The following is an 18,260-nucleotide window of genomic DNA, read 5'->3' as shown; positions in this document are numbered from 1 at the left end:
CAGAGCGGACACCGAGGAGGAGAGATCATGCCGAAGGTACGCGTGCACAACGTCACCGTCTCGCTGGACGGTTTCGCGGCCGGACCCCACCAGCGTCTGGAGGAGCCCTTCGGGGACAACATCGAGGGGCTGCACGACTGGATGGTCGCAGCGATGCGCGAGCGCGCCGCAGGCAAGACGGGGATCGACGTCGAGCAGATCGAGCGCAGCGAGGAGAACATCGGCGCCACCATCATGGGCCGCAACATGTTCGGGCCGCAGCGCGGGCCGTGGCAGGACGAGTCGTGGCGGGGCTATTGGGGAGAGAACCCGCCCTACCACCACGACGTGTTCGTTCAGACCCACCACCTGCGGCCCGCCATCCCGATGGACGGCGGGACGACCTTCCACTTCACCGACGAGCCCGTCGAGACCGTCCTCGCGCGGGCCTTCGAGGCGGCGGACGGCCGGGACGTACGCATCGCAGGAGGCGCGGCCACCATCCAGCAGTACCTGCGCGCGAGGCTGATCGACGAGCTGCACCTGGTCGTCGTCCCGCTGCTGGTCGGCAGCGGCGAGCGACTGCTCGACAACGTGGCCGAGGGCGTCGACGGCTACCGGGTGTCCGAACTGATCGGTTCCGCGACGGCCGCTCACGCCCGCCTGGTCCGACGCTGAGGGTCACTCACGTGGCGGCCGGGCGGGCCCCTCGGCGGCGTGCGCATCGACCTGCCGCCCGACCTCGCGGGCCTCGTCGGTCAGCATCCGCAGCCTGGCCTCGGCCTGGTCGGCCCGCGCCTGGAGGCGGGCGGTGTCGTCGGCGATGACCTGGCAGGCCAGGTCCATCGCGGCGTCCACGTCCTGAGCCGAACCGCTTTCCGCCAGCTCCGACAGGGCGCTCTTGACCGCGGGGATGCCGCCGCGTCGGTGGATGTCGTTCCAGAACTCATAGTCCATCGGGGCAGTTTGCCGGATCGGCGTACGCGGTGCGAACCGTGTGGGTGAGCGGAGGACCTTCGGGCGTGCCCTCAGGCCCGCAGGCGCCGTATGACCTCGCGGCAGGCGGCGGCCGCGCGTTCGGTGGCCTCGGAGCAGAGACGGCAGTGCTCGTGTCGCGGCGCGTGCCGGGCACACAGCTCGTGGCTGTCGTCGCAGGCCATCACGCAGGCCTGCAACTGCGCGGCCAGCAGCCCGTGATCGGCGCCCGTGCCGCGTATCAGGACCCGCCGGGTGGCGCAGGCCACGTCGGAACAGTTCAGGTCGCGGTTGACGGCGTCCCGCAGTTCATCGGCCTCCTTCCCGGCGAGCATGCCGACCGCGCAGGCGGTGACGGCCTGCTCGCATGCGGACAGGGCGTCGGCGGCGGTGGCGAGGGTCTGGTTGTCGACATGATCGGTACGAGAGGCAAGGCTGTCGAACAACTCGCGTGTCTGGAGCATCACGTCTCCAACGGAGTCTTGTGGGGCCCCGGTCCCGGTGTCTCCCGGCCCTGAGGTGTCCCGGTCTTCCGACGCTAGTCCCGCCCCTGCCGCCGGTGAAGGGCGCGGGTACGCCAATCGCGGCGGGCACGGTCCTGCGTCGCAGCGGCGGTCCCGCCCTACGGCGGGGGCTGCCCGAGGAGCCGGCCTCCCGCGCCCGCCGATGTGGCGCGCGTCACGCAATTCCCGTGATCCGCCGGGAACTTTCGCGCCCCTTCGGCCGACTCCTGCTCCGTCCCCAACGGCGCATTCGCGCCACCCTTCATCCAGGAGAGCAGCTCATGTCCGCCGAACCCACACTTCTGGCCCCGGACGAGGGGCAGGAGACCCGGGGTGCCCCGCCCTCCGCAGGACGGTCCGGATGGGCGTCGCTGCGTCCGCTCGTGCTGCGCCTGCATTTCTACGCCGGGGTGCTCATCGCACCCTTCATACTCGTCGCCGCCACCACGGGGCTCCTGTACGCCTGCTCGTACCAGGCCGAGAAGATCGTGTACTCCCACGAACTGCGCGTCCCCGTCGGCGAGAACAAGACAGAGCTGCCGATCTCGCGGCAGGTGGCAGCGGCCCGCAAGGCACACCCCGGAGGCACGATCAGCGCGGTGCGGCCCTCCCCGGAGGACGGCGCGACGACCCGCGTGCTCCTTTCCGGGATGCCGGGCGTGGACGCCGACCGCACCCTCGCGGTGTTCGTGAACCCGTACAACGGCGAAGTGCGCGGCGCCCTGGAACAGTACGGTTCCACCGGCGCGCTGCCGCTGCGCACCTGGATCGACGAGCTCCACCGGGATCTGCACCTGGGGGAGACCGGCCGGCTCTACAGCGAACTCGCCGCCAGCTGGCTGTGGGTGATCGCGGGCGGCGGCCTGGTGCTGTGGTTCGGCCGCCGCCGTTCCCGGCGAAAGCTGCGCGGGGCCACCGGCCGTCGGCGCACGCTCTCACTGCACGGCTCGGTGGGTGCCTGGGCGGCCGTCGGGCTGATCCTGCTGTCGGCTACGGGTCTGACCTGGTCGACGTACGCCGGAGCGAGCGTCGGTGACCTGCGCCAGGCCATCGGGCAGACGACGCCCGAGCTGGCGGCGACCGCCGCCGGCGGCGGAGAGCACGCGGGGCACGGCGGAGGGGGCTCGGGCGGCTCCACCGGAGGCGACGACGCCGGGCTCGACGCAGTCCTGAAGTCGGCCCGTGCCGAGGGGCTCTCCGATCCGGTGGAGATCGTGCCGCCCGCCGACGCGTCGTCCGCGTACGTCGTGCGGCAGGTGCAGCGCAGCTGGCCCGAGAAGCAGGACTCCGTGGCCGTCGACCCGGCCACCGGCGAGGTGACCGAAGTGCTGAGGTTCGCCGACTACCCCGTGCTCGCCAAGCTGACCCGCTGGGGCATCGACGCGCACACCGGAACGCTGTTCGGGATCGGCAACCAGATCGTCCTCGCCGCACTCGCCCTCGGTCTGATCCTGATGATCGTGTGGGGGTACCGCATGTGGTGGCAGCGCGGGCGCGGCGGTTCGTTCGGTCGTCCGATGCCGCGCGGGGCGTGGCAGAACGTACCGGCGTACGTGCTCGTGCCGCTGATGGCGGCGATCGCCGTGCTCGGCTACTACGTGCCGCTGCTCGGCATCCCGCTCGCGGCCTTCCTCGCCGTGGACATCGCACTGGGGGAGATCGCCTACCGGCGCGGCAAACGCAGTTACGCCTGAGGGCTGCTCAGGCGTGGCCGTCAGCGTCGTGGCGTCCGCCTCGCCCATGCCGGGGTTGTGCGGAGAGCGGCGAACCGCCGTGCGGTGCACCGCATGGGACCGCCGCCGGGGTCGGGCCGGCGTAAGCACACGCGAGGGGCGGCAGCCGGACCGGGCGGGACGCGTCGCCCTTCCGGCCGCTGCCGCCGGGTGCCATGGCCGGGGCGGGGCGCCTAGTCTCTGAGGTGTGCTGAGCATCGTCGATGATCTGGCCGGGTTCGGACCGCTGCGGATGTGCGCCCACGCGTCGTCGGCCGACGATCCGGACGACCCGGACGACCTGACGGGTCTGCGCGTGCTTCTCGTCGCGGACGTCCTGGCCCGCGTCATGGAACTGCGCGGCCGGACCGTGCTCGTCGGCTGGACGTGCCCGGCATCGGCCGCAGCCGATGCCGCCGGTATCCGTCCGGCCGACGCCCACGGCACCCCGGACGAGCTCACCGAAGCCCTCGGTGGCCCGCCGGGCGTGCACCTCACCAGCCGGACGTACGAAGGCAAGGGCGGCATGTCCCTGCAGATCGGCGAAGCCGTCACAGGGGGAGGCGCGCACCGGGACACGAGCAGCCGGGACACGGACCAGGACACGGGCCAGGGGATGGATCAGGGCACGGGTCAGGGCGCCGCCCCGGATCCGCTCGCCCTGCGGCTGCTCCTGCTGGGGCACGCGCACCACGCACCCGTCGACGTCAGCGGGAAAGCCCTCGGCGCCGGAGGCGAGAAGCTGGCCGACTGGCGCGCGAAAGTGGCTGCCTGGGCGGACGAGCCGTCCAGGGCGATGCCCGCCGAGTTCGTGCGAGAGGCCACGGCCGCCCTGGAGAACGGTCTGGACACCCCGGCCGTGCTGCGGCTCCTCGACGACCTGGAGAAGGCCGCCGGCGTACCGGGCGGCGCCAAGTTCGAGACGTTCGCCTACTTCGACCGCGTCCTCGGCCTGGAGATCGTCCGCGATGTCGGCCGCTCGCGTCCCGCGGAGGTGTACCGGTGAATTCCGGGGTAACGCGGGGTGGCCCGGACGCTGTACATAGTCTGTGCGGATGGCCGTCTCTGTAGAAGATCCCGAACCGGCGGGTGAGCGGGAGCGAGCGGGCCGCGTCCCGGCCGTCCTCGGTGAGCCGCTGATGGAGCGTGACCACGCGGAACGCGTCGCGCGCGTGCTCAAGGCGATCGCGGATCCCACCCGCCTGCAACTGCTGCATCTGATCCAGACGGCTCCCTGCGGCGAGGCGTGCGTGGGTGAGCTGACCGAGCGGCTCGGGCTGCGGCAGCCGACGGTCAGTCATCACCTGAAGACCATGAACGAGGCCGGTCTGCTCGCCCGCGAGCGGCGCGGGACGTGGGTCTGGTATTCCGCGGATCCGGAGGGCTTGCGGGTGGTGCGGGAAATCTTGCGCGCGCCCGCCCGTGCTGAGGGCTGACTGACGTCATGTCAGGTTCCGCTTGGTGCCGGGTCCCGGCTGTCGGCAACTGCCCCGCGTGTCACCGGAGTTCGATGCAGGGGGCCTGCATTCACATAACGATGATCGTCTATATAGACGCTCAGCTATGCTTTGGGGGCGCGACACCCCCCGTACACCCGCGGTTCATATAGCCAAAGTTCGATCCAAGGTGTCTGAAGGGAGCTCCGCTCCACGCGGATCTCCTCGGAGGCCGGCTGAACTCACCGGCCTGACCCCAGGGATCGTGAGACATGAACGGGACCAGCGGTTCGAGAAGGTTCGTCGGGGGAGCAGCGCTGGCCTGTGCGGCGGCCCTCGCCTTGAGTGCCTGCGGCGGTGGTGACGCGGGCGGGGATTCCGGGTCCGGTGACGGCAAGAACCTCTCGGGCACGGTCAAGGTAGACGGCTCCAGCACCGTCGCCCCGCTGACAACGGCCGCCGCCGAGATCTTCGCCGAGGAGCAGCCCAAGGTCCGTGTCACGGTGGGCACATCGGGCACCGGCGGCGGATTCGAGAAGTTCTGCAACGAAGAGACCGACATCTCCGACGCCTCCCGTCCCATCAAGGACGAGGAGAAGGCGGCCTGCGAGAAGAAGGGCATCACCTACGACGAGTTCCAGGTCGCCAATGACGCCCTGACGGTGGTCGTGAACAAGGACGCCGACTGGGTCGACTGTCTGACCGTCGAGCAGTTGAAGAAGGTGTGGGAACCCAAGTCCAAGGTGAACAACTGGAACCAGATCGACCCGGAATTCCCCGACCAGCCGTTGAAGCTGTTCGGCGCGGGCACCGACTCCGGCACCTTCGACTACTTCACCGAGGCGGTCAACGGCGAGGAAGGCGCGTCGCGCACCGACTACTCGCCGACCGAGGACGACAACGTCACCGTGCAGGGCGTCGCGGGCTCCGAGGGCGGGCTCGGCTACTTCGGGTTCTCCTATTTCGAGGAGAACGCCGGCAAACTCAAGGCCCTGAAGATCGACGGCGGCAAGGGATGTGTGGCACCCGGCGTCGAGACCGCGCAGAACGGCGAGTACGCCCCGTTGTCCAGGCCGCTGTTCATCTATCCCAACGCCAAGTCCCTGGACAGGGCAGAGGTGCTGGCCTTCGTCGAGTACTACGTCGAGAACAACGAATCCATCGCCGAGGACGCCAAGTTCATCCCGCTCAACCAGAAGCAGGAGGAACAACTGAAGAGCGACCTCGACAAGCTGAAGGCGTCGGCGAAGTGAGCCCACCGCCCCGAACGGCCGCCCCGGACCCTGCCGCGCGGCGATCCCTGCACAGGGCCCGACCGCGCTACGGCGAACGGGTCATCCAGGCGCTGCTGTTGCTCGCCGCCCTGGTGTCCGTCGCCACGACCGCCGGGATCGTGATCTCGCTGATCCCGCCCACCGCCGAGTTCTTCGGGCGGGTGGACGTCGGCGAGTTCATCGGCGGCACCGAGTGGACCGCGCTCTTCACCAAGCCCGAGTACGGAGTCCTGCCGCTGCTCGGTGCCACCCTCCTGATCACCGTGATCGCCCTCCTGGTCGCGATTCCGGTCGGCCTCGGCGCGGCGATCTACCTCAGCGAGTACGCCAGTACCCGGGTGCGCAAGGTGCTCAAGCCCGCCCTCGAGGTACTGGCGGGCGTGCCGACCGTCGTCTACGGCTTCTTCGCCCTCAGCTTCGTCACCCCGCTGCTTCAGGAGCACTGGCCGTTCGGCGAAGGGCCCGACTTCAACAACGCCCTGTCCGCCGGGCTCGTCATGGGAGTCATGATCATCCCGACCATCGCCTCGCTCTCGGAGGACGCCATGGCCGCCGTGCCCGACGCCCTGCGCGACGGCGCCTACGCGCTCGGCTCGGGCAAGCGCGTCGTGTCCGTACGCGTCGTGGTGCCCGCGGCCCTGTCGGGCATCGTCGCCGCCTGCGTCCTGGGCGTCTCCCGCGCGATCGGCGAGACGATGATCGTCGCGATCGCCTCCGGGAACCGGGCCACGCTCAGCTTCAACCCGCTGGACGCGATGCAGACCATGACCGGGTTCATCGCCCAGGCCGGCTCCGGGGACATCCCGGTCCGGTCCTTCGAGTACAAGACCATCTTCGCCGTCGGCGCTCTGCTGTTCGTCATCACCTTCGTGATGAACATGATCAGCATCCGCCTGGTGCGCAAGTACCGGGAGGTGTACGAATGACCGACATCCGCGTCACCGAGCCACCGGCGCACGCCGAGCCCCGCAAGCTGGGGGGACCCCGCTTCAGGCCCGGCGAGGCCGCCTTCCGCGCCCTGCTCCTGTGCTGCCTGGCCGTGGGAATCATCTTCCTGGGCGTGCTGCTCACCTACGTGCTTGTCGAGGCGTGGCCGCGCCTGGACTCCCGGCTGTGGAACAACTTCCCCTCCATCCGCCGCCCCGAGCGCGCGGGCGCCCAGTCCGCGATCTTCGGCACCATCTGGGTGGTCGCCTTCACCGCGCTGTTCTGCCTGCCGACCGGTGTCATGGCCGCCATCTATCTGGAGGAGTACGCCGATCCGAACCGCTGGTACAACCGGCTGATCGAGCTGAACATCCAGAACCTGGCCGCCGTGCCCTCGATCATCTACGGCATCCTCGGCCTGGGCCTGCTCGCCCGGCAACTGGCCCTCGGCACCACGGTGCTGACGGCCGCACTCACGCTGTCCCTGCTCGTCCTTCCGGTCGTCATCATCGCCTCCCGGGAGGCGATCCGGGCCGTACCCCAGTCGATCCGGCAGGCTTCCCTGGCCCTGGGCGCGACCCAGTGGCAGACCATCCGCCGCCAAGTGCTGCCCGCGGCGATACCCGGCATCGCGACGGGCTCCATTCTCGCCCTGTCCCGTGCCATCGGAGAGGCCGCGCCGCTGCTGCTGCTCGGTGCCGTGACGTACGTGGCCTTCAATCCGGAGGGCCTGGAGAGCGCCTACACCGTCCTGCCCATCCAGATCTTCGGCTGGATCAGCCAGTCCCGCGAGGAGTTCCACCACCTGGCCGCCGCCGCGATCGTCATCCTGCTCGCCATTCTCCTCGTCATGAACGCGGCCGCGATCTGGCTGCGCAACCGCTTCAGCAAGCGCTGGTGACCCTGATGAACCATGAATCCGCCCCCGACCCCGCCACGCACCGGCAAGATCCGGTGCCCGACCTCGCCGCACAGGACGCGTCCCGTGGGCGCTCCATGGCCCTGGCGATCGGCGACCGCCGCCGCGGCAGGCCCGTGCCCTCCCTGGACGATCCGGTCTTCCACATCTCCGACCTGGATGTCTGGTACGCCGACCACCAAGCGGTCCGCGACGTGACGCTGACGATCGGCCGCCGCCAGATCACCGCGATGATCGGCCCCTCCGGCTGCGGCAAGTCGACCGTCATCCGCTGCCTGAACCGCATGAACGACCTCATCCCCGGCGCCCGGGTGACCGGCAAGGTCGTCTACTACGGCGAGAACCTCTACGACACCGAGGTCGACCCCATCGAGGTCCGCCGCCGCATCGGCATGGTGTTCCAGAAACCCAACCCGTTCCCCAAATCGATCTACGACAACATCGCGTACGGGCCGCGCGTCAACGGCATGAAGGGCAACCTCGACGACCTCGTGGAGGAGGCACTGACCGGCGCCGCCCTCTGGGACGAGGTCAAGGGCAAGCTCAAGGCCAACGCCCTCGCGCTCTCCGGCGGACAGCAGCAGCGGCTGTGCATCGCGCGGGCGATCGCCGTACGGCCCGAGGTGATCCTGATGGACGAACCCTGCTCCGCGCTCGACCCGATCGCCACCGCGCGCATCGAGGACCTGATGGCGAAGCTGGCGTCGGAGTTCACCATCGTCATCGTCACGCACAACATGCAGCAGGCGGCAAGGATCTCCGACTACACCGCCTTCTTCACCGCGGACGTGGACAGCGAGGGCGTACGTCACGGGCGTCTCGTCGAGTACGACACCACCGAGAAGATCTTCGAGAACCCGGCCGATCCGCGCACCGAGGGCTACATCACCGGCCGCTTCGGATAGGGGGGGGTGGCCCGATGCCGCAGTCCGGAGTGCGACGGCCGCCGAGCCGTCGGCCCGCCGCACCCGCGCTGCTGCTCGCCGAGGCGGACGAGGCCGTCGCCATCGAGGTGATCGCCGGACTCGCCGCCGAGGGAATCAAGGTCACCGAATGCCGCGACGGCGCCGAAGCCCTGCTGCGGGCGGGCCTGGAGCGGCCGTCCATGGTGCTGCTCGGTGCCCCGCTGCCCGTCGTCGACGCGGCGGCGGTCACCGAGCTCCTCAGCCGCTTCTGCCCGTCGACGGTCGTCGTCGGAGTCGGCGGACATGTCGCCGAGGAGGCGGTGGCCGCCCTGGACGCCGGAGCGGTCGCCGCCGTCGCACGCCCCTACCGCCTCGCCGAGATCCTGCCGCTGCTGTGGCGGGTGCCCGTGCCGGCCGAAGGGCCGGGCGAGCGGCTCGTGGTGGGCGACATCGAACTCGACGAGGCCGGCATGCACGTGCACGTACACGGCCGGCAACTGCACCTGCCCCTGCGGGAGTTCCAGTTGTTGAGCTATCTGATGCGGCACGCCCGCCAGGTCGTGCGCCGCCAGCAGATCCTGCGCGACCTGTGGGGCGGCGAACTCGCCGACACCAACACCCTCACCGTCCACATCAAGCGACTGCGCGAGAAGCTCGCTACGGGGCCCGGCAGCTGCTGCACCATCGATACGGTACGGGGCCTGGGATACCGCCTGGAGTGCCCCGTACGCGACCACGCCCGCTGACGACGCAAGTGCCGGTCGTCCGAAAGACGCCGTCCGCTTCCCGGCCTCCGGGGGGCGACATTCGGCCTCCGTGCAGAGCCGCCACACGGCGTATTGCGTCCGCGTCCCAGTCGTACGAAAGTCAAAGGACCCTTTTTAGCGGGGAATTGACGCCCTTCTATCGGGGGACCGCCCAAGACCCCGGCGATGGATCACACCTGTGATGTCAAAGCCTGCCCGCCGAGCGGGCACCCCGCCGGGGGAGCCGGGACATGGATGGACACGAACGCAGTGCGCTGACGGAACAAGAGTGCCGGGAGCTCCTTGCCAGTACCCCGGCCGCACATCTGTCCGCCGTCCACCGCGGCCGCCCGTTCATCGAACTGGTCGACCTGATCCATTTCGACGGGGAGCTGGTGGCTCTGCTGCCCGACGACAGCGACATCGCCCGCGCCCTGTCGACCGTCATCTCGCCGCGCAGGCTGGTGGCCATGCAGACCGACGACCTGACCGAGGCCCACCGCTGGGTGCGCTCCGTCACCGTGGTGGCCAGGCCCCGGTGGATCGTCGGCGTCGAAGGTCTGCGCGCATGCCGTCGCGCCGCCGCGGCCTGCGGGCTGTACGCCCCGCTGGACGCCTGGTTCCTGGCCCTGACCCACCCCGCGCTCTCCGGCCACCGCACCGCGCGGCGCGCCGGGCACCTGCGGCTCGCGACGACGCAGGCCCCCAAAAACGCCGTCGCGCGGTGACGGCACGGACCGTAAGGGGTCTGCCCCGGCGGCCCGTGGTTCAGATCTGCGGAGCCCTGCTCGCCGCCCGGCCCCGGCCCGCGACCGGCACGTCGAGGGGGCGGGCAAGACCCACCACACCTTCGTCGAGACGTTGCAGATGGCGCAGGACGCGGTAGGTGACGGTGCCCGTGCGCGGGGCGCCCGAGCCCTCGGCCTCCAGCATCGAGGCGATGCTGGCACCCGACTCGACCTCGCCGGTGGCCTTGTCGTCGTCCACGTAGGCGCTGATGACCTCGATGTTGCGGGCGATGCGCAGGCCGGCCCGCTCCAGGCGGGGATCGGCCGCGACGTTCTTGCTGAAGGGCACGAGTTCGGCCGTCGCCGCCAGGGACCGGGCGTGGTAGGCGCAGGTCTCCAGGAGCGCCACCAGGTAGCGGGCGGTGCGGCGCCGGCCGCGCAGCGGGGTGATGGGGTGGGTCAACGGCTGGATGGAGGCGCGCAGATCGTCGAGCGCGGTGTCCAAGTCCCGCGCCTTGTCCAGGAGGTCGGCGGCGGGCCCGCCGCTGAGCTGCTCGACCGAGGCGGAGATGACGTCGGCGAGCCTGGCCAGCACTGTGTTCAGGAGCTCGTCGGTGCGGTGGTCGGTGCGCACCGGCAGCACGAGGACCGCCGCGATGATGCCGCAGGCGGCCCCGAGCGCCGTCTCCTCGATGCGCAGCCAGAGGACTTCGAGGCTGTAGGTGTTCAGGAGCGTGTAGAGCAGGCCCAGCATCGCCGTGACGAAGAAGGACATGAGCGCGTACGACAGGGGGGCGGTGAAGAACATCGCGAAGATGAAGAGGAGGACGAGGGCGAACGCCACCCAGGTGTGGTTGCCGACCAGACCCGCGAGGGCCACCCCCGCGACCACGCCGAGCACCGTGCCCAGGAGCCGCCGGTAGCCCTTGACCAGGATCTCGCCCGTGGAGGCGGTGTTGAGGAAGACCACCCAGCAGGTGAGCACCGCCCAGTACCAGCGCTGGGTGGAGAGGAACTCGCCGCCGATGATGGCCAGGGTCGAGCCCACCGCGACCTGGAACGCGGCCCGGGTGGTGGGGCGCCGCAGCCCGGTGCGGTCGTCCTGTTCGGTTTCGGCGGCTTCCTCGGCGCCGGCGATCGCGATGTCCTCGGCGTCGAACTCCTCGCGGGAGCGGGTCGTGGCCGGTGAGTCGTCGGACTCGTCCTGGGGACCGTCGAGCGCGAGCCGCAGACCGAGCACGGCGCGGGCGGCCTCACCGATGCCGCGGAAGACGTCCTGGACGGCCATCGAGGCCCGCGGCAGATTGTCCTCGTCGCGGTAGCCGAGCAGCCTGTTGCGCACGTGGGCGAGGGCCGTGCCCCGGTCGTCGGCGACCGGGCGGCCGACCAGCAGGTGCAGGGCGTTCAGATCGCGGCGCAGGGTGACGGTCGCGTCGTCCTCGGCGCGGATGCGTGTGCCCGTCGCCGGGACGGGCGCGTGCGGCAGATGCAGGGTGAGGGTGTCCGCGCGTTCGGCACTGCGCGCGTTCAACAGCAGTACGCCGAGGCGTTCGGCCGCGATCTCCGCGTCCGCCACGCGGCGCTGCACCAGGGCCGCGGTGGCCGCGTCGGGGGTGCCTTCCTCCAGGCGGCCCTGGATCATCAGGGCGGTCTCGTGCAGCCGTGCGGTGCCCCGCCGCAGCTCGCCGAGCACCTTCTCCAACTGCTCGGGCGTGGCGTCCAGGAGCTCTGTCTGGGTGGCCACCAGCTGCGCGAGGCGGGCCCGGAAGGCGACGCGCAGCCGCCCCAGATCACGTCCGGGCGTCTCCGGTACGACGGCGAAGCGCACGACGGCGCTGCACGCGAAGGCGACGGCGAGGGCCAGATACAGGCTGGGCAGGGCGGAGGTCGTGGCGCCCACGAACAGGGAGACGAAGTAGACCTGAAAGCCGATCAGGCCGAGCGCCGTGCCCCGGTCGCCGAACCGGCGGCTGTAGACGGCGCCGAAGATCAGCGCGATGAAGAAGATGTCGCCCGCGATGACCTGGTCGCTGAGGAGTGCGCCCAGGGAGATCGCCGCGATCGCGACGGGCAGCCCGAGCGCCAGCGTGATCGCCTGGCCGCGGACCTCCTTCTCCTTGATGGCGAAGGTGGAGACCATCGCGGTCATGGCGCCCGCGACCATGTGGGTGACGTCGGTGCGGAGCAGCGCCAGAGCGACGAGCGTCAGTGCGATCGCGCCGACCGTCCGCAGGCCCGCCATCAGTCGCAGAAGCCCGGGGTCCGATGCCAAGAAACGGTCCCATGTGCCGGTCCTGGTCCGCCGTGTCACTGCGCTCACACCCTCATCGCCGCTGTTCAAGGCGCGATTCTGTCATGGCGGGTGCAACCGGGGCGCGAGGGTTCACGGCCTGATACGCCCGGAGCGCCGACCGGCGCCACCGTCGGCCGCGGCATGCCTCAGCGGGGCGCACCCGCGCGCAGGCCGTCCATGACCAGGTCCAGGAGGCGTCCGGCGCGCGTCTGCCAGTCGCCGTGCGGGTCGATCTGCCAGAGGCCCGCGATGGCGAGCAGGAAGTCGTCGGGGGTGAGGCCCGGGCGGATGGTGCCGGCCTCTTCGTTGGCCTGCAGCAGGAGCGTGACGGCCGAGGTCACCGGGCCGTGCCCCACCCCGGCCAGCGTGCCCCTGGTGCTGGTGGCCTTGCGCATCGCGTCGGCCAGGCCCGCCTTGGCCATGGCGTACTGCGCGAGGCGGTCCATCCATTCGCGCAGGGCCTGGTCGGGCGGGCGGGTCTGCAGGAGCTGGCAGGCGGTGTCGGCGACCTGCTGCACTTCGTAGCGGTAGACCTCGAGGACGAGTGCCTCGCGGTTGGGGAAGTTGCGGTAGAACGTGCCCTGCCCGACGCCGGCCTTCTTCGCGATCGCGCTCAGCGGGGCGTCCGCCGAGCGGGTCAGCTCGGCCAGGGCCACTTCCAGGATGCGCTCGCGATTCCGTTGCGCGTCCGAGCGCAGCGCGTCCTTCTTCGGGTGCACTCGTCCTCCTCCCGGGAATCGTCGGGCGCTCTTGCTAAGCGGACAACTGTCCGTTAAGTTTTGAAGCTAACGGACAGCTGTCCGCTTAGGGTCACCATACCGGCAGAAGAGGCCGGTGGGGAGGTCGGTCGCGATCGCCGTGCACCGCTCGCCCCGCAGCACACGCCCATGGGTGCCCCGAGCCGACGCCCCCTCACGCACAGCGCCACCCCGCCCGGACCCCGCGCCGGGCCGCCCCACGAAACTTCCCCCCCTCGCACGTGACACGAGCTGACAGAAGCGAAAGAAGGCTGATCGTGGCCCTATCGACGTCCAGCGCCATCACTCTGAACATCAACGGCGAAAAGCACACGCTGCCCGTCGACCACCGCACCACCCTGCTCGACGCCCTGCGCGAGCGCCTCGATCTGACCGGCACCAAGAAGGGGTGCGACCAAGGGCAGTGCGGCGCCTGCACGGTGCTTGTCGACGGCCGCCGTGCCGTCTCCTGCCTGCAACTCGCCGTCGCCTCCGAGGGACGGGAGATCACCACCATCGAGGGCGTGGCGCAGGGAGAGCAACTGCACCCCGTACAGCAGGCGTTCCTCGACCTTGACGGCTACCAGTGCGGCTACTGCACACCGGGACAGGTCTGTTCGGCCATCGCGGTCATCGAGGAGCACGCGGCGGGCTGGCCCAGCGCCGCCACCACCGACGTGCGGCCCGAGGCGGGCGTGCCCGAACTGAGCGCCGAGGAGATCCGCGAGCGCATGAGCGGCAACCTGTGCCGCTGCGGCGCCTATGTGTCGATCGTCCAGGCGGTCGCGCAGGCGGCAGCGAGCAACACCGAGGACACGGAGGCAGCGGCATGAGGGAATTCGGTTACGAACGGGCCTCCGACGTCCCCGGCGCCCTCGCGCTGCTCGGCGCCGCACCCGACGCACGCGTCCTGGGCGGCGGCACGAACCTCGTCGACCTGATGAAAACCGGCGTGGAGCGGCCCGGACTGCTCGTCGACGTACGCGAGTTGCCCCTCGACCGCATAGAGGTCACGGACGACGGCGGCCTGCGGATCGGCGCGACCGTCACCAACAGCGACCTCGCGGTCGACCCCGAAGTGCGCCGCCGCTACCCCGCGTTGGCCGAAGCCGTCCTGGCCGGCGCGTCGGGCCAGCTGCGCAACATGGCCACCGTCGGCGGAAACCTGCTCCAGCGCACCCGCTGCGGCTACTTCGCCGACCTGTCCAAACCCTGCAACAAACGCGAGCCCGGCAGCGGCTGCCCCGCCGTCACGGGCGAACACCACAACCACGCCATCCTCGGCGCCACCGAGCACTGCGTGGCCGTCCACCCCTCCGACATGGGCGTGGCGCTCGCCGCCTTCGACGCCGTCGTCTCCTACGAGACGGCCGAGGGCACCGGCGAACTGCCCCTGGCGGACTTCTACCTGGCCGTGGGCAGCACCCCGCACCTGGAGACCGCGCTGCCCTCCGGCGCGCTGATCACCGCCATCACCCTGCCGCCCGCCCCGGTCGCGGCCCGCTCCCGCTACCGCAAGGTGCGCGAGCGCGCGTCGTACGCCTTCGCGATCGGCTCGATCGCCGCCGCGCTCGACGTCCGTGACGGCGTCGTACACGAAGTGCGCCTGGCCTTCGGCGCGGTGGCCTCCAGGCCCTGGCGCGCCTGGGCGGCCGAGCGGGCCCTGACCGGCGGCCCGGCGACCGCCGAAGCCTTCGCCGCCGCGGCGGACGCCGAACTGGCCGCCGCACAGACCCTGCCCGACAACGGCTACAAGGTGACGCTGATGCGCAACCTCGTCGTCGCCCTGCTGACCGAGCTCACCGAGGAGGCCAGCCGATGACGGCACGGACCACGACGACCACGTCCCCGGCGCCGGCGAACGCCGCCGGCGCCTCGTACACCCGCGTCGAAGGGCGCGACAAGGTCACCGGCGCGGCCCGGTACGCCGGCGAGATCCCCTACGCGGACCTCGCGCACGGCTGGCTGGTCCTCTCCACGATCGCCCGCGGCCGGATCCTCTCGGTCGAGTCCGACCCCGTGCGCGAAATGCCCGGCGTCCTGGCCGTCCTGCACCACGGCAACGCGCCGCGCGTCGACAGCGACTACGTCGGCATGCTCGGCAAGCCCGACCCGATCGTCGAGGTCTTCCAGCACGACCGGATCCCCTTCGTCGGCTGGCCGGTGGCCCTCGTCGTCGCCGAGACCTCCGAGCAGGCACGCGAAGCCGCCGAGGCCCTGGTGGTGCGCTACGAAGAAGAGACGCACGACGTCGCCTTCAGCTCCGCACACCCCGGCACGTACACGCCGGACGGCGACGGCATGCTGATCGAGAAGGGCGACCTGGAGGCCGAACTCGCCGCGTCCACGCACGTCGTGGACCACGAGTACACCACCCCCGAAGAGCACCACGGCTCGATGGAACCGCACGCGGCGATGGCACGCTGGGACAGCGGGCGCCTCGAGATCGTCGACTCCAACCAGGGCAGCGGCTGGGTCGCGGACGAACTGGCGAAGCTGTTCTCGCTCGACCCGGACTCGGTGCGGGTGCGCTCCGAACACGTCGGCGGCGCCTTCGGCTCCAAGGGCGTACGGGTGCACCAGATCCTCGCCGTGATGGCGGCGACCCAGCTCGACCGCCCCGTCAGGGTCGTCATCACCCGGCGCCAGCTGTTCTCGCTCACCGGCTACCGCAGTCCCACCGCCCAGCGCGTGCGGCTCGGCGCCGACGCCGACGGGCGGCTGCGCGCGGTCGACCACCAAGCCCACAGCCTCACCTCGACGGTCCACGAGTTCGTCGAGACGAGTGCCGGGTTCGGGCGTCCGATGTACGCCTCCGACGCCCACCGCAGCGTCAACCGCGTGGTGCGCCTCGACGTACCGACGCCGACCTTCATGCGCGCGCCCGGCGAGGCGCCGGGCTCGTTCGCCCTGGAGTCCGCGCTCGACGAACTCGCCGAGAAGTGCGGCATGGACCCGATCGCGCTGCGCGCCCGCAACGAACCGGACGTGGGCCCCGTCTCCGGGCTGCCGTTCGCCAGCCGCAACCTCCTCGCCGCCTACCGGGAGGGCGCCCGCCGGTTCGGCTGGGCCGACCGGGACCCGCGTCCGGGCGTGCGGCGCGAAGGGCGCTGGCTGCTCGGCACGGGCACGGCGTCCGCCACCTTCCCGGTGATCGTCGCGCCGTCCACGGCGGCCGTCACGGCGGAGGCCGACGGCACCTTCACGGTGCGGGTCAACGCCGCGGACGTCGGTACGGGAGCACGGACCGCGCTGACCCTGATCGCCGCGGAAGCCCTCGAGGTGCCCCGTGAGCGCGTCCATGTGCGCATCGGCGACAGCGACTTCGGCCCGGCGGCGATCTCCGGCGGTTCGATGGGCACCCGTTCCTGGGGCTGGGCGGTCCGGGTCGCGGTGACCGAGCTGCGGGAGCAACTGGCCCTGGGCGGCGACATTCCGCCGCAGGGCATCACCGTGCGCTCCGACACCAGTGCGGCCGTCGGGGCCCTGGCGCAGAAGGAACGTCACTCCTTCGGGGCGCAGTTCGCCGAGGTCGGCGTCGACGTCGCCACCGGCGAGGTACGGGTGCGGCGCATGCTCGGCATCTTCGCCGCGGGTAAGATCGTCAACCCGCTGACCGCGCGCAGCCAGTTCGTCGGCGGGATGACCTGGGGCCTGTCCATGGCCCTGCACGAGGAGGCCCACCGGGACCAGGCGACGGGCGGCCACGTCGGCGCCGACTTCGCGGGCTACCACTTCGCCGCCAACGCCGACGTGCCCGTCATCGAGGCCGACTGGGTGGAGGACACGGACGCGGACGACCCGGTGGGCATCAAGGGCATCGGCGAGATCGGCATCGTGGGCGCCGCCGCCGCGATCGCCAACGCGGTCTGGCACGCGACCGGCGTACGCCACCGGAACCTGCCCATCCGGCCCGACCGTGTCCTGAGCGCGGGAGGAGCCCTGGATGCTTGACATCGCCGATGCGCTGCACCGCTGGATCGAGGAGGGCCGGGCCTTCGCCGTCGCCACCGTCGTGACGGTGGGCGGCAGCGCCCCGCGCGCACCCGGCGCCGCCCTTGCCGTCGACAGCGAGGGAACGGCCATCGGCTCGGTCTCCGGCGGCTGTGTGGAAGGGGCGGTGTACGACCTGTGCGTCCAGGCCTTGCAAGACGGCCAAGTGGTCCGCGAGCGCTTCGGGTACAGCGACGAGGACGCCTTCGCGGTCGGGCTGACCTGCGGCGGCGAGCTCGAGGTCCTGGTCACGCCGTTGGGCGCGGAGGCGCCGGGCCGACAGGTCTTCGCGGCGGCGCTCTCGGCCGCCGCGAGCGGCGGGACGGCGGCGATCGCCCGCGTGGCCACCGGCCCGGCCGAACTCCTCGGCAGGGTCGTCCTGGTCCGCCCCGACGGCTCGTACGAAGGGAGTCTGGACGCTCATCCGGACCTCGACCGTACGGTGGTGGGGGAGACCAGGGCGATGCTGGACGCGGGCCGCACCGGCGAGTTCACCGTCTCGGAGAGCGGATCGCGCTGCGGGGAGCCGCTGACCCTGTTCGTGGAGTCGAGCGTGCCCCCGCCCCGCATGATCGTGTTCGGTGCGATCGACTTCGCGGCGGCCCTGGTGCGCGCGGGCAAGTTCCTCGGCTACCACGTGACCGTGTGCGACGCCCGGCCGGTCTTCGCCACCCGGGCCCGCTTCCCCGGGGCCGACGACATCGTCGTCGACTGGCCGCACCGCTACCTGCGGGACACCGCGACCGACGGGCGCACGGTCTTGTGCGTACTCACCCATGACGCCAAGTTCGACATCCCGCTCCTGGAGGTGGCCCTGCGCCTTCCGGTCGCGTTCGTCGGCGCGATGGGCTCGCGCCGCACCCACGAGGACCGCAACCGGCGGCTGCGCGAGGTCGGCGTCACCCGGGAGGAGCTGGCGCGTCTGCACTCCCCGATCGGGCTCGACCTCGGGGCCCGCACGCCCGAGGAGACCGCCCTGTCCATCGCGGCGGAGATCGTCGCGACCCGGCGGGGCGGCACGGGGGCGCCGCTGACCGGTGCCGCGATGCCCATCCACCACGAGGCGGGCTCGCCGGAGTCGGGCGGCTCCCACGCCGCGGCGTGATCCGGCCGGACGCGAAGTCGGTCGCGGG

18 protein-coding genes are annotated in these 18,260 nt (G+C 71.2%); 14 read left to right on the top strand and 4 right to left on the bottom strand.

The genetic code is table 11. The features are described 5' to 3' along the window. Window positions 1-27: 27 nt before the first annotated feature. Window positions 28-657 carry a dihydrofolate reductase family protein gene (locus tag IE226_RS05510; RefSeq protein WP_190079854.1) on the top strand — a complete coding sequence of 210 codons (630 nt, stop codon included), beginning with the start codon at window positions 28-30 and terminating at the stop codon, window positions 655-657. A 3-nt stretch (window positions 658-660) separates the two neighbouring features. On the opposite strand, the gene IE226_RS05505 is transcribed toward IE226_RS05510, so the two are convergent. Both IE226_RS05505 and IE226_RS05500 read right to left on the bottom strand, forming a co-directional pair. Beyond that, window positions 661-936 (bottom strand): hypothetical protein, encoded by a 276-nt coding sequence (locus IE226_RS05505; protein ID WP_190079853.1) that lies wholly within the window; start codon window positions 934-936, stop codon window positions 661-663. 71 nt (window positions 937-1,007) lie between these two features. Further along, on the bottom strand, window positions 1,008-1,418 hold the full coding sequence (locus IE226_RS05500; RefSeq protein ID WP_190079852.1) for a four-helix bundle copper-binding protein: 411 nt from the start codon (window positions 1,416-1,418) through the stop codon (window positions 1,008-1,010). A gap of 320 nt (window positions 1,419-1,738) precedes the next feature. Here IE226_RS05500 and IE226_RS05495 point away from each other — a divergent pair, with 320 nt between their 5' ends. From IE226_RS05495 to IE226_RS05455, 9 genes are all read left to right on the top strand, one after another. After that, window positions 1,739-3,151 (top strand): PepSY-associated TM helix domain-containing protein, encoded by a 1,413-nt coding sequence (locus tag IE226_RS05495; protein ID WP_190079851.1) that lies wholly within the window; start codon window positions 1,739-1,741, stop codon window positions 3,149-3,151. 226 nt (window positions 3,152-3,377) lie between these two features. Next, entirely contained in the window at window positions 3,378-4,175 is a 798-nt protein-coding gene (locus tag IE226_RS05490; RefSeq protein ID WP_190079850.1) for a hypothetical protein, read from the top strand. Between the two features lie 49 nt (window positions 4,176-4,224). After that, window positions 4,225-4,605 (top strand): ArsR/SmtB family transcription factor, encoded by a 381-nt coding sequence (locus IE226_RS05485; RefSeq protein WP_190079849.1) that lies wholly within the window; start codon window positions 4,225-4,227, stop codon window positions 4,603-4,605. A 272-nt stretch (window positions 4,606-4,877) separates the two neighbouring features. Beyond that, the gene (locus IE226_RS05480; RefSeq protein WP_190079848.1) at window positions 4,878-5,858 is read left to right on the top strand and encodes a PstS family phosphate ABC transporter substrate-binding protein; all 981 of its coding nucleotides are present in this window, start codon (window positions 4,878-4,880) and stop codon (window positions 5,856-5,858) included. Continuing rightward, the gene (gene pstC, locus IE226_RS05475; RefSeq protein ID WP_229870512.1) at window positions 5,855-6,805 is read left to right on the top strand and encodes a phosphate ABC transporter permease subunit PstC; all 951 of its coding nucleotides are present in this window, start codon (window positions 5,855-5,857) and stop codon (window positions 6,803-6,805) included. Before IE226_RS05480 ends, pstC begins: the two co-directional genes overlap by 4 nt. Continuing rightward, a complete protein-coding gene (pstA, locus tag IE226_RS05470) occupies window positions 6,802-7,707 on the top strand; it encodes a phosphate ABC transporter permease PstA (RefSeq protein ID WP_190079847.1) in 906 nt (301 codons plus the stop codon). The genes pstC and pstA overlap by 4 nt, the downstream gene beginning before the upstream one ends. Before the next feature lie 95 nt (window positions 7,708-7,802). Then, a complete protein-coding gene (pstB, locus tag IE226_RS05465; protein WP_190080087.1) occupies window positions 7,803-8,630 on the top strand; it encodes a phosphate ABC transporter ATP-binding protein PstB in 828 nt (275 codons plus the stop codon). Between the two features lie 14 nt (window positions 8,631-8,644). Further along, window positions 8,645-9,376 carry a winged helix-turn-helix transcriptional regulator gene (locus IE226_RS05460; protein ID WP_190079846.1) on the top strand — a complete coding sequence of 244 codons (732 nt, stop codon included), beginning with the start codon at window positions 8,645-8,647 and terminating at the stop codon, window positions 9,374-9,376. 251 nt (window positions 9,377-9,627) lie between these two features. After that, window positions 9,628-10,104 carry a hypothetical protein gene (locus tag IE226_RS05455; protein ID WP_190079845.1) on the top strand — a complete coding sequence of 159 codons (477 nt, stop codon included), beginning with the start codon at window positions 9,628-9,630 and terminating at the stop codon, window positions 10,102-10,104. 40 nt (window positions 10,105-10,144) lie between these two features. On the opposite strand, the gene IE226_RS05450 is transcribed toward IE226_RS05455, so the two are convergent. After that, window positions 10,145-12,424 carry an FUSC family protein gene (locus IE226_RS05450; RefSeq protein ID WP_373306880.1) on the bottom strand — a complete coding sequence of 760 codons (2,280 nt, stop codon included), beginning with the start codon at window positions 12,422-12,424 and terminating at the stop codon, window positions 10,145-10,147. A gap of 119 nt (window positions 12,425-12,543) precedes the next feature. Continuing rightward, window positions 12,544-13,116, bottom strand: a complete 573-nt coding sequence (locus tag IE226_RS05445) for a TetR/AcrR family transcriptional regulator (RefSeq protein ID WP_190079844.1) — start codon at window positions 13,114-13,116, stop codon at window positions 12,544-12,546. Between the two features lie 296 nt (window positions 13,117-13,412). Between IE226_RS05445 and IE226_RS05440 the strand changes: the two genes are divergently transcribed. Genes IE226_RS05440 through IE226_RS05425 form a run of 4 tightly spaced genes read left to right on the top strand, consistent with a single transcriptional unit; the run spans window position 13,413 to window position 18,232 of the window. Further along, a complete protein-coding gene (locus IE226_RS05440; RefSeq protein WP_190079843.1) occupies window positions 13,413-13,967 on the top strand; it encodes a (2Fe-2S)-binding protein in 555 nt (184 codons plus the stop codon). Continuing rightward, entirely contained in the window at window positions 13,964-14,956 is a 993-nt protein-coding gene (locus tag IE226_RS05435; protein WP_190079842.1) for an FAD binding domain-containing protein, read from the top strand. Before IE226_RS05440 ends, IE226_RS05435 begins: the two co-directional genes overlap by 4 nt. Further along, a complete protein-coding gene (locus IE226_RS05430) occupies window positions 14,953-17,088 on the top strand; it encodes a xanthine dehydrogenase family protein molybdopterin-binding subunit (protein WP_190079841.1) in 2,136 nt (711 codons plus the stop codon). Before IE226_RS05435 ends, IE226_RS05430 begins: the two co-directional genes overlap by 4 nt. Continuing rightward, window positions 17,081-18,232: an XdhC family protein gene (locus IE226_RS05425; RefSeq protein ID WP_190079840.1), complete on the top strand. Its 1,152-nt coding sequence runs from the start codon at window positions 17,081-17,083 to the stop codon at window positions 18,230-18,232. The genes IE226_RS05430 and IE226_RS05425 overlap by 8 nt, the downstream gene beginning before the upstream one ends. The last annotated feature ends 28 nt before the right edge of the window (window positions 18,233-18,260 follow it).

The sequence above is a fragment of the Streptomyces longisporoflavus genome, assembly GCF_014649775.1.
Taxonomy (GTDB): domain Bacteria; phylum Actinomycetota; class Actinomycetes; order Streptomycetales; family Streptomycetaceae; genus Streptomyces; species Streptomyces longisporoflavus.
This window is presented reverse-complemented; position numbering and strand designations above follow the sequence as displayed.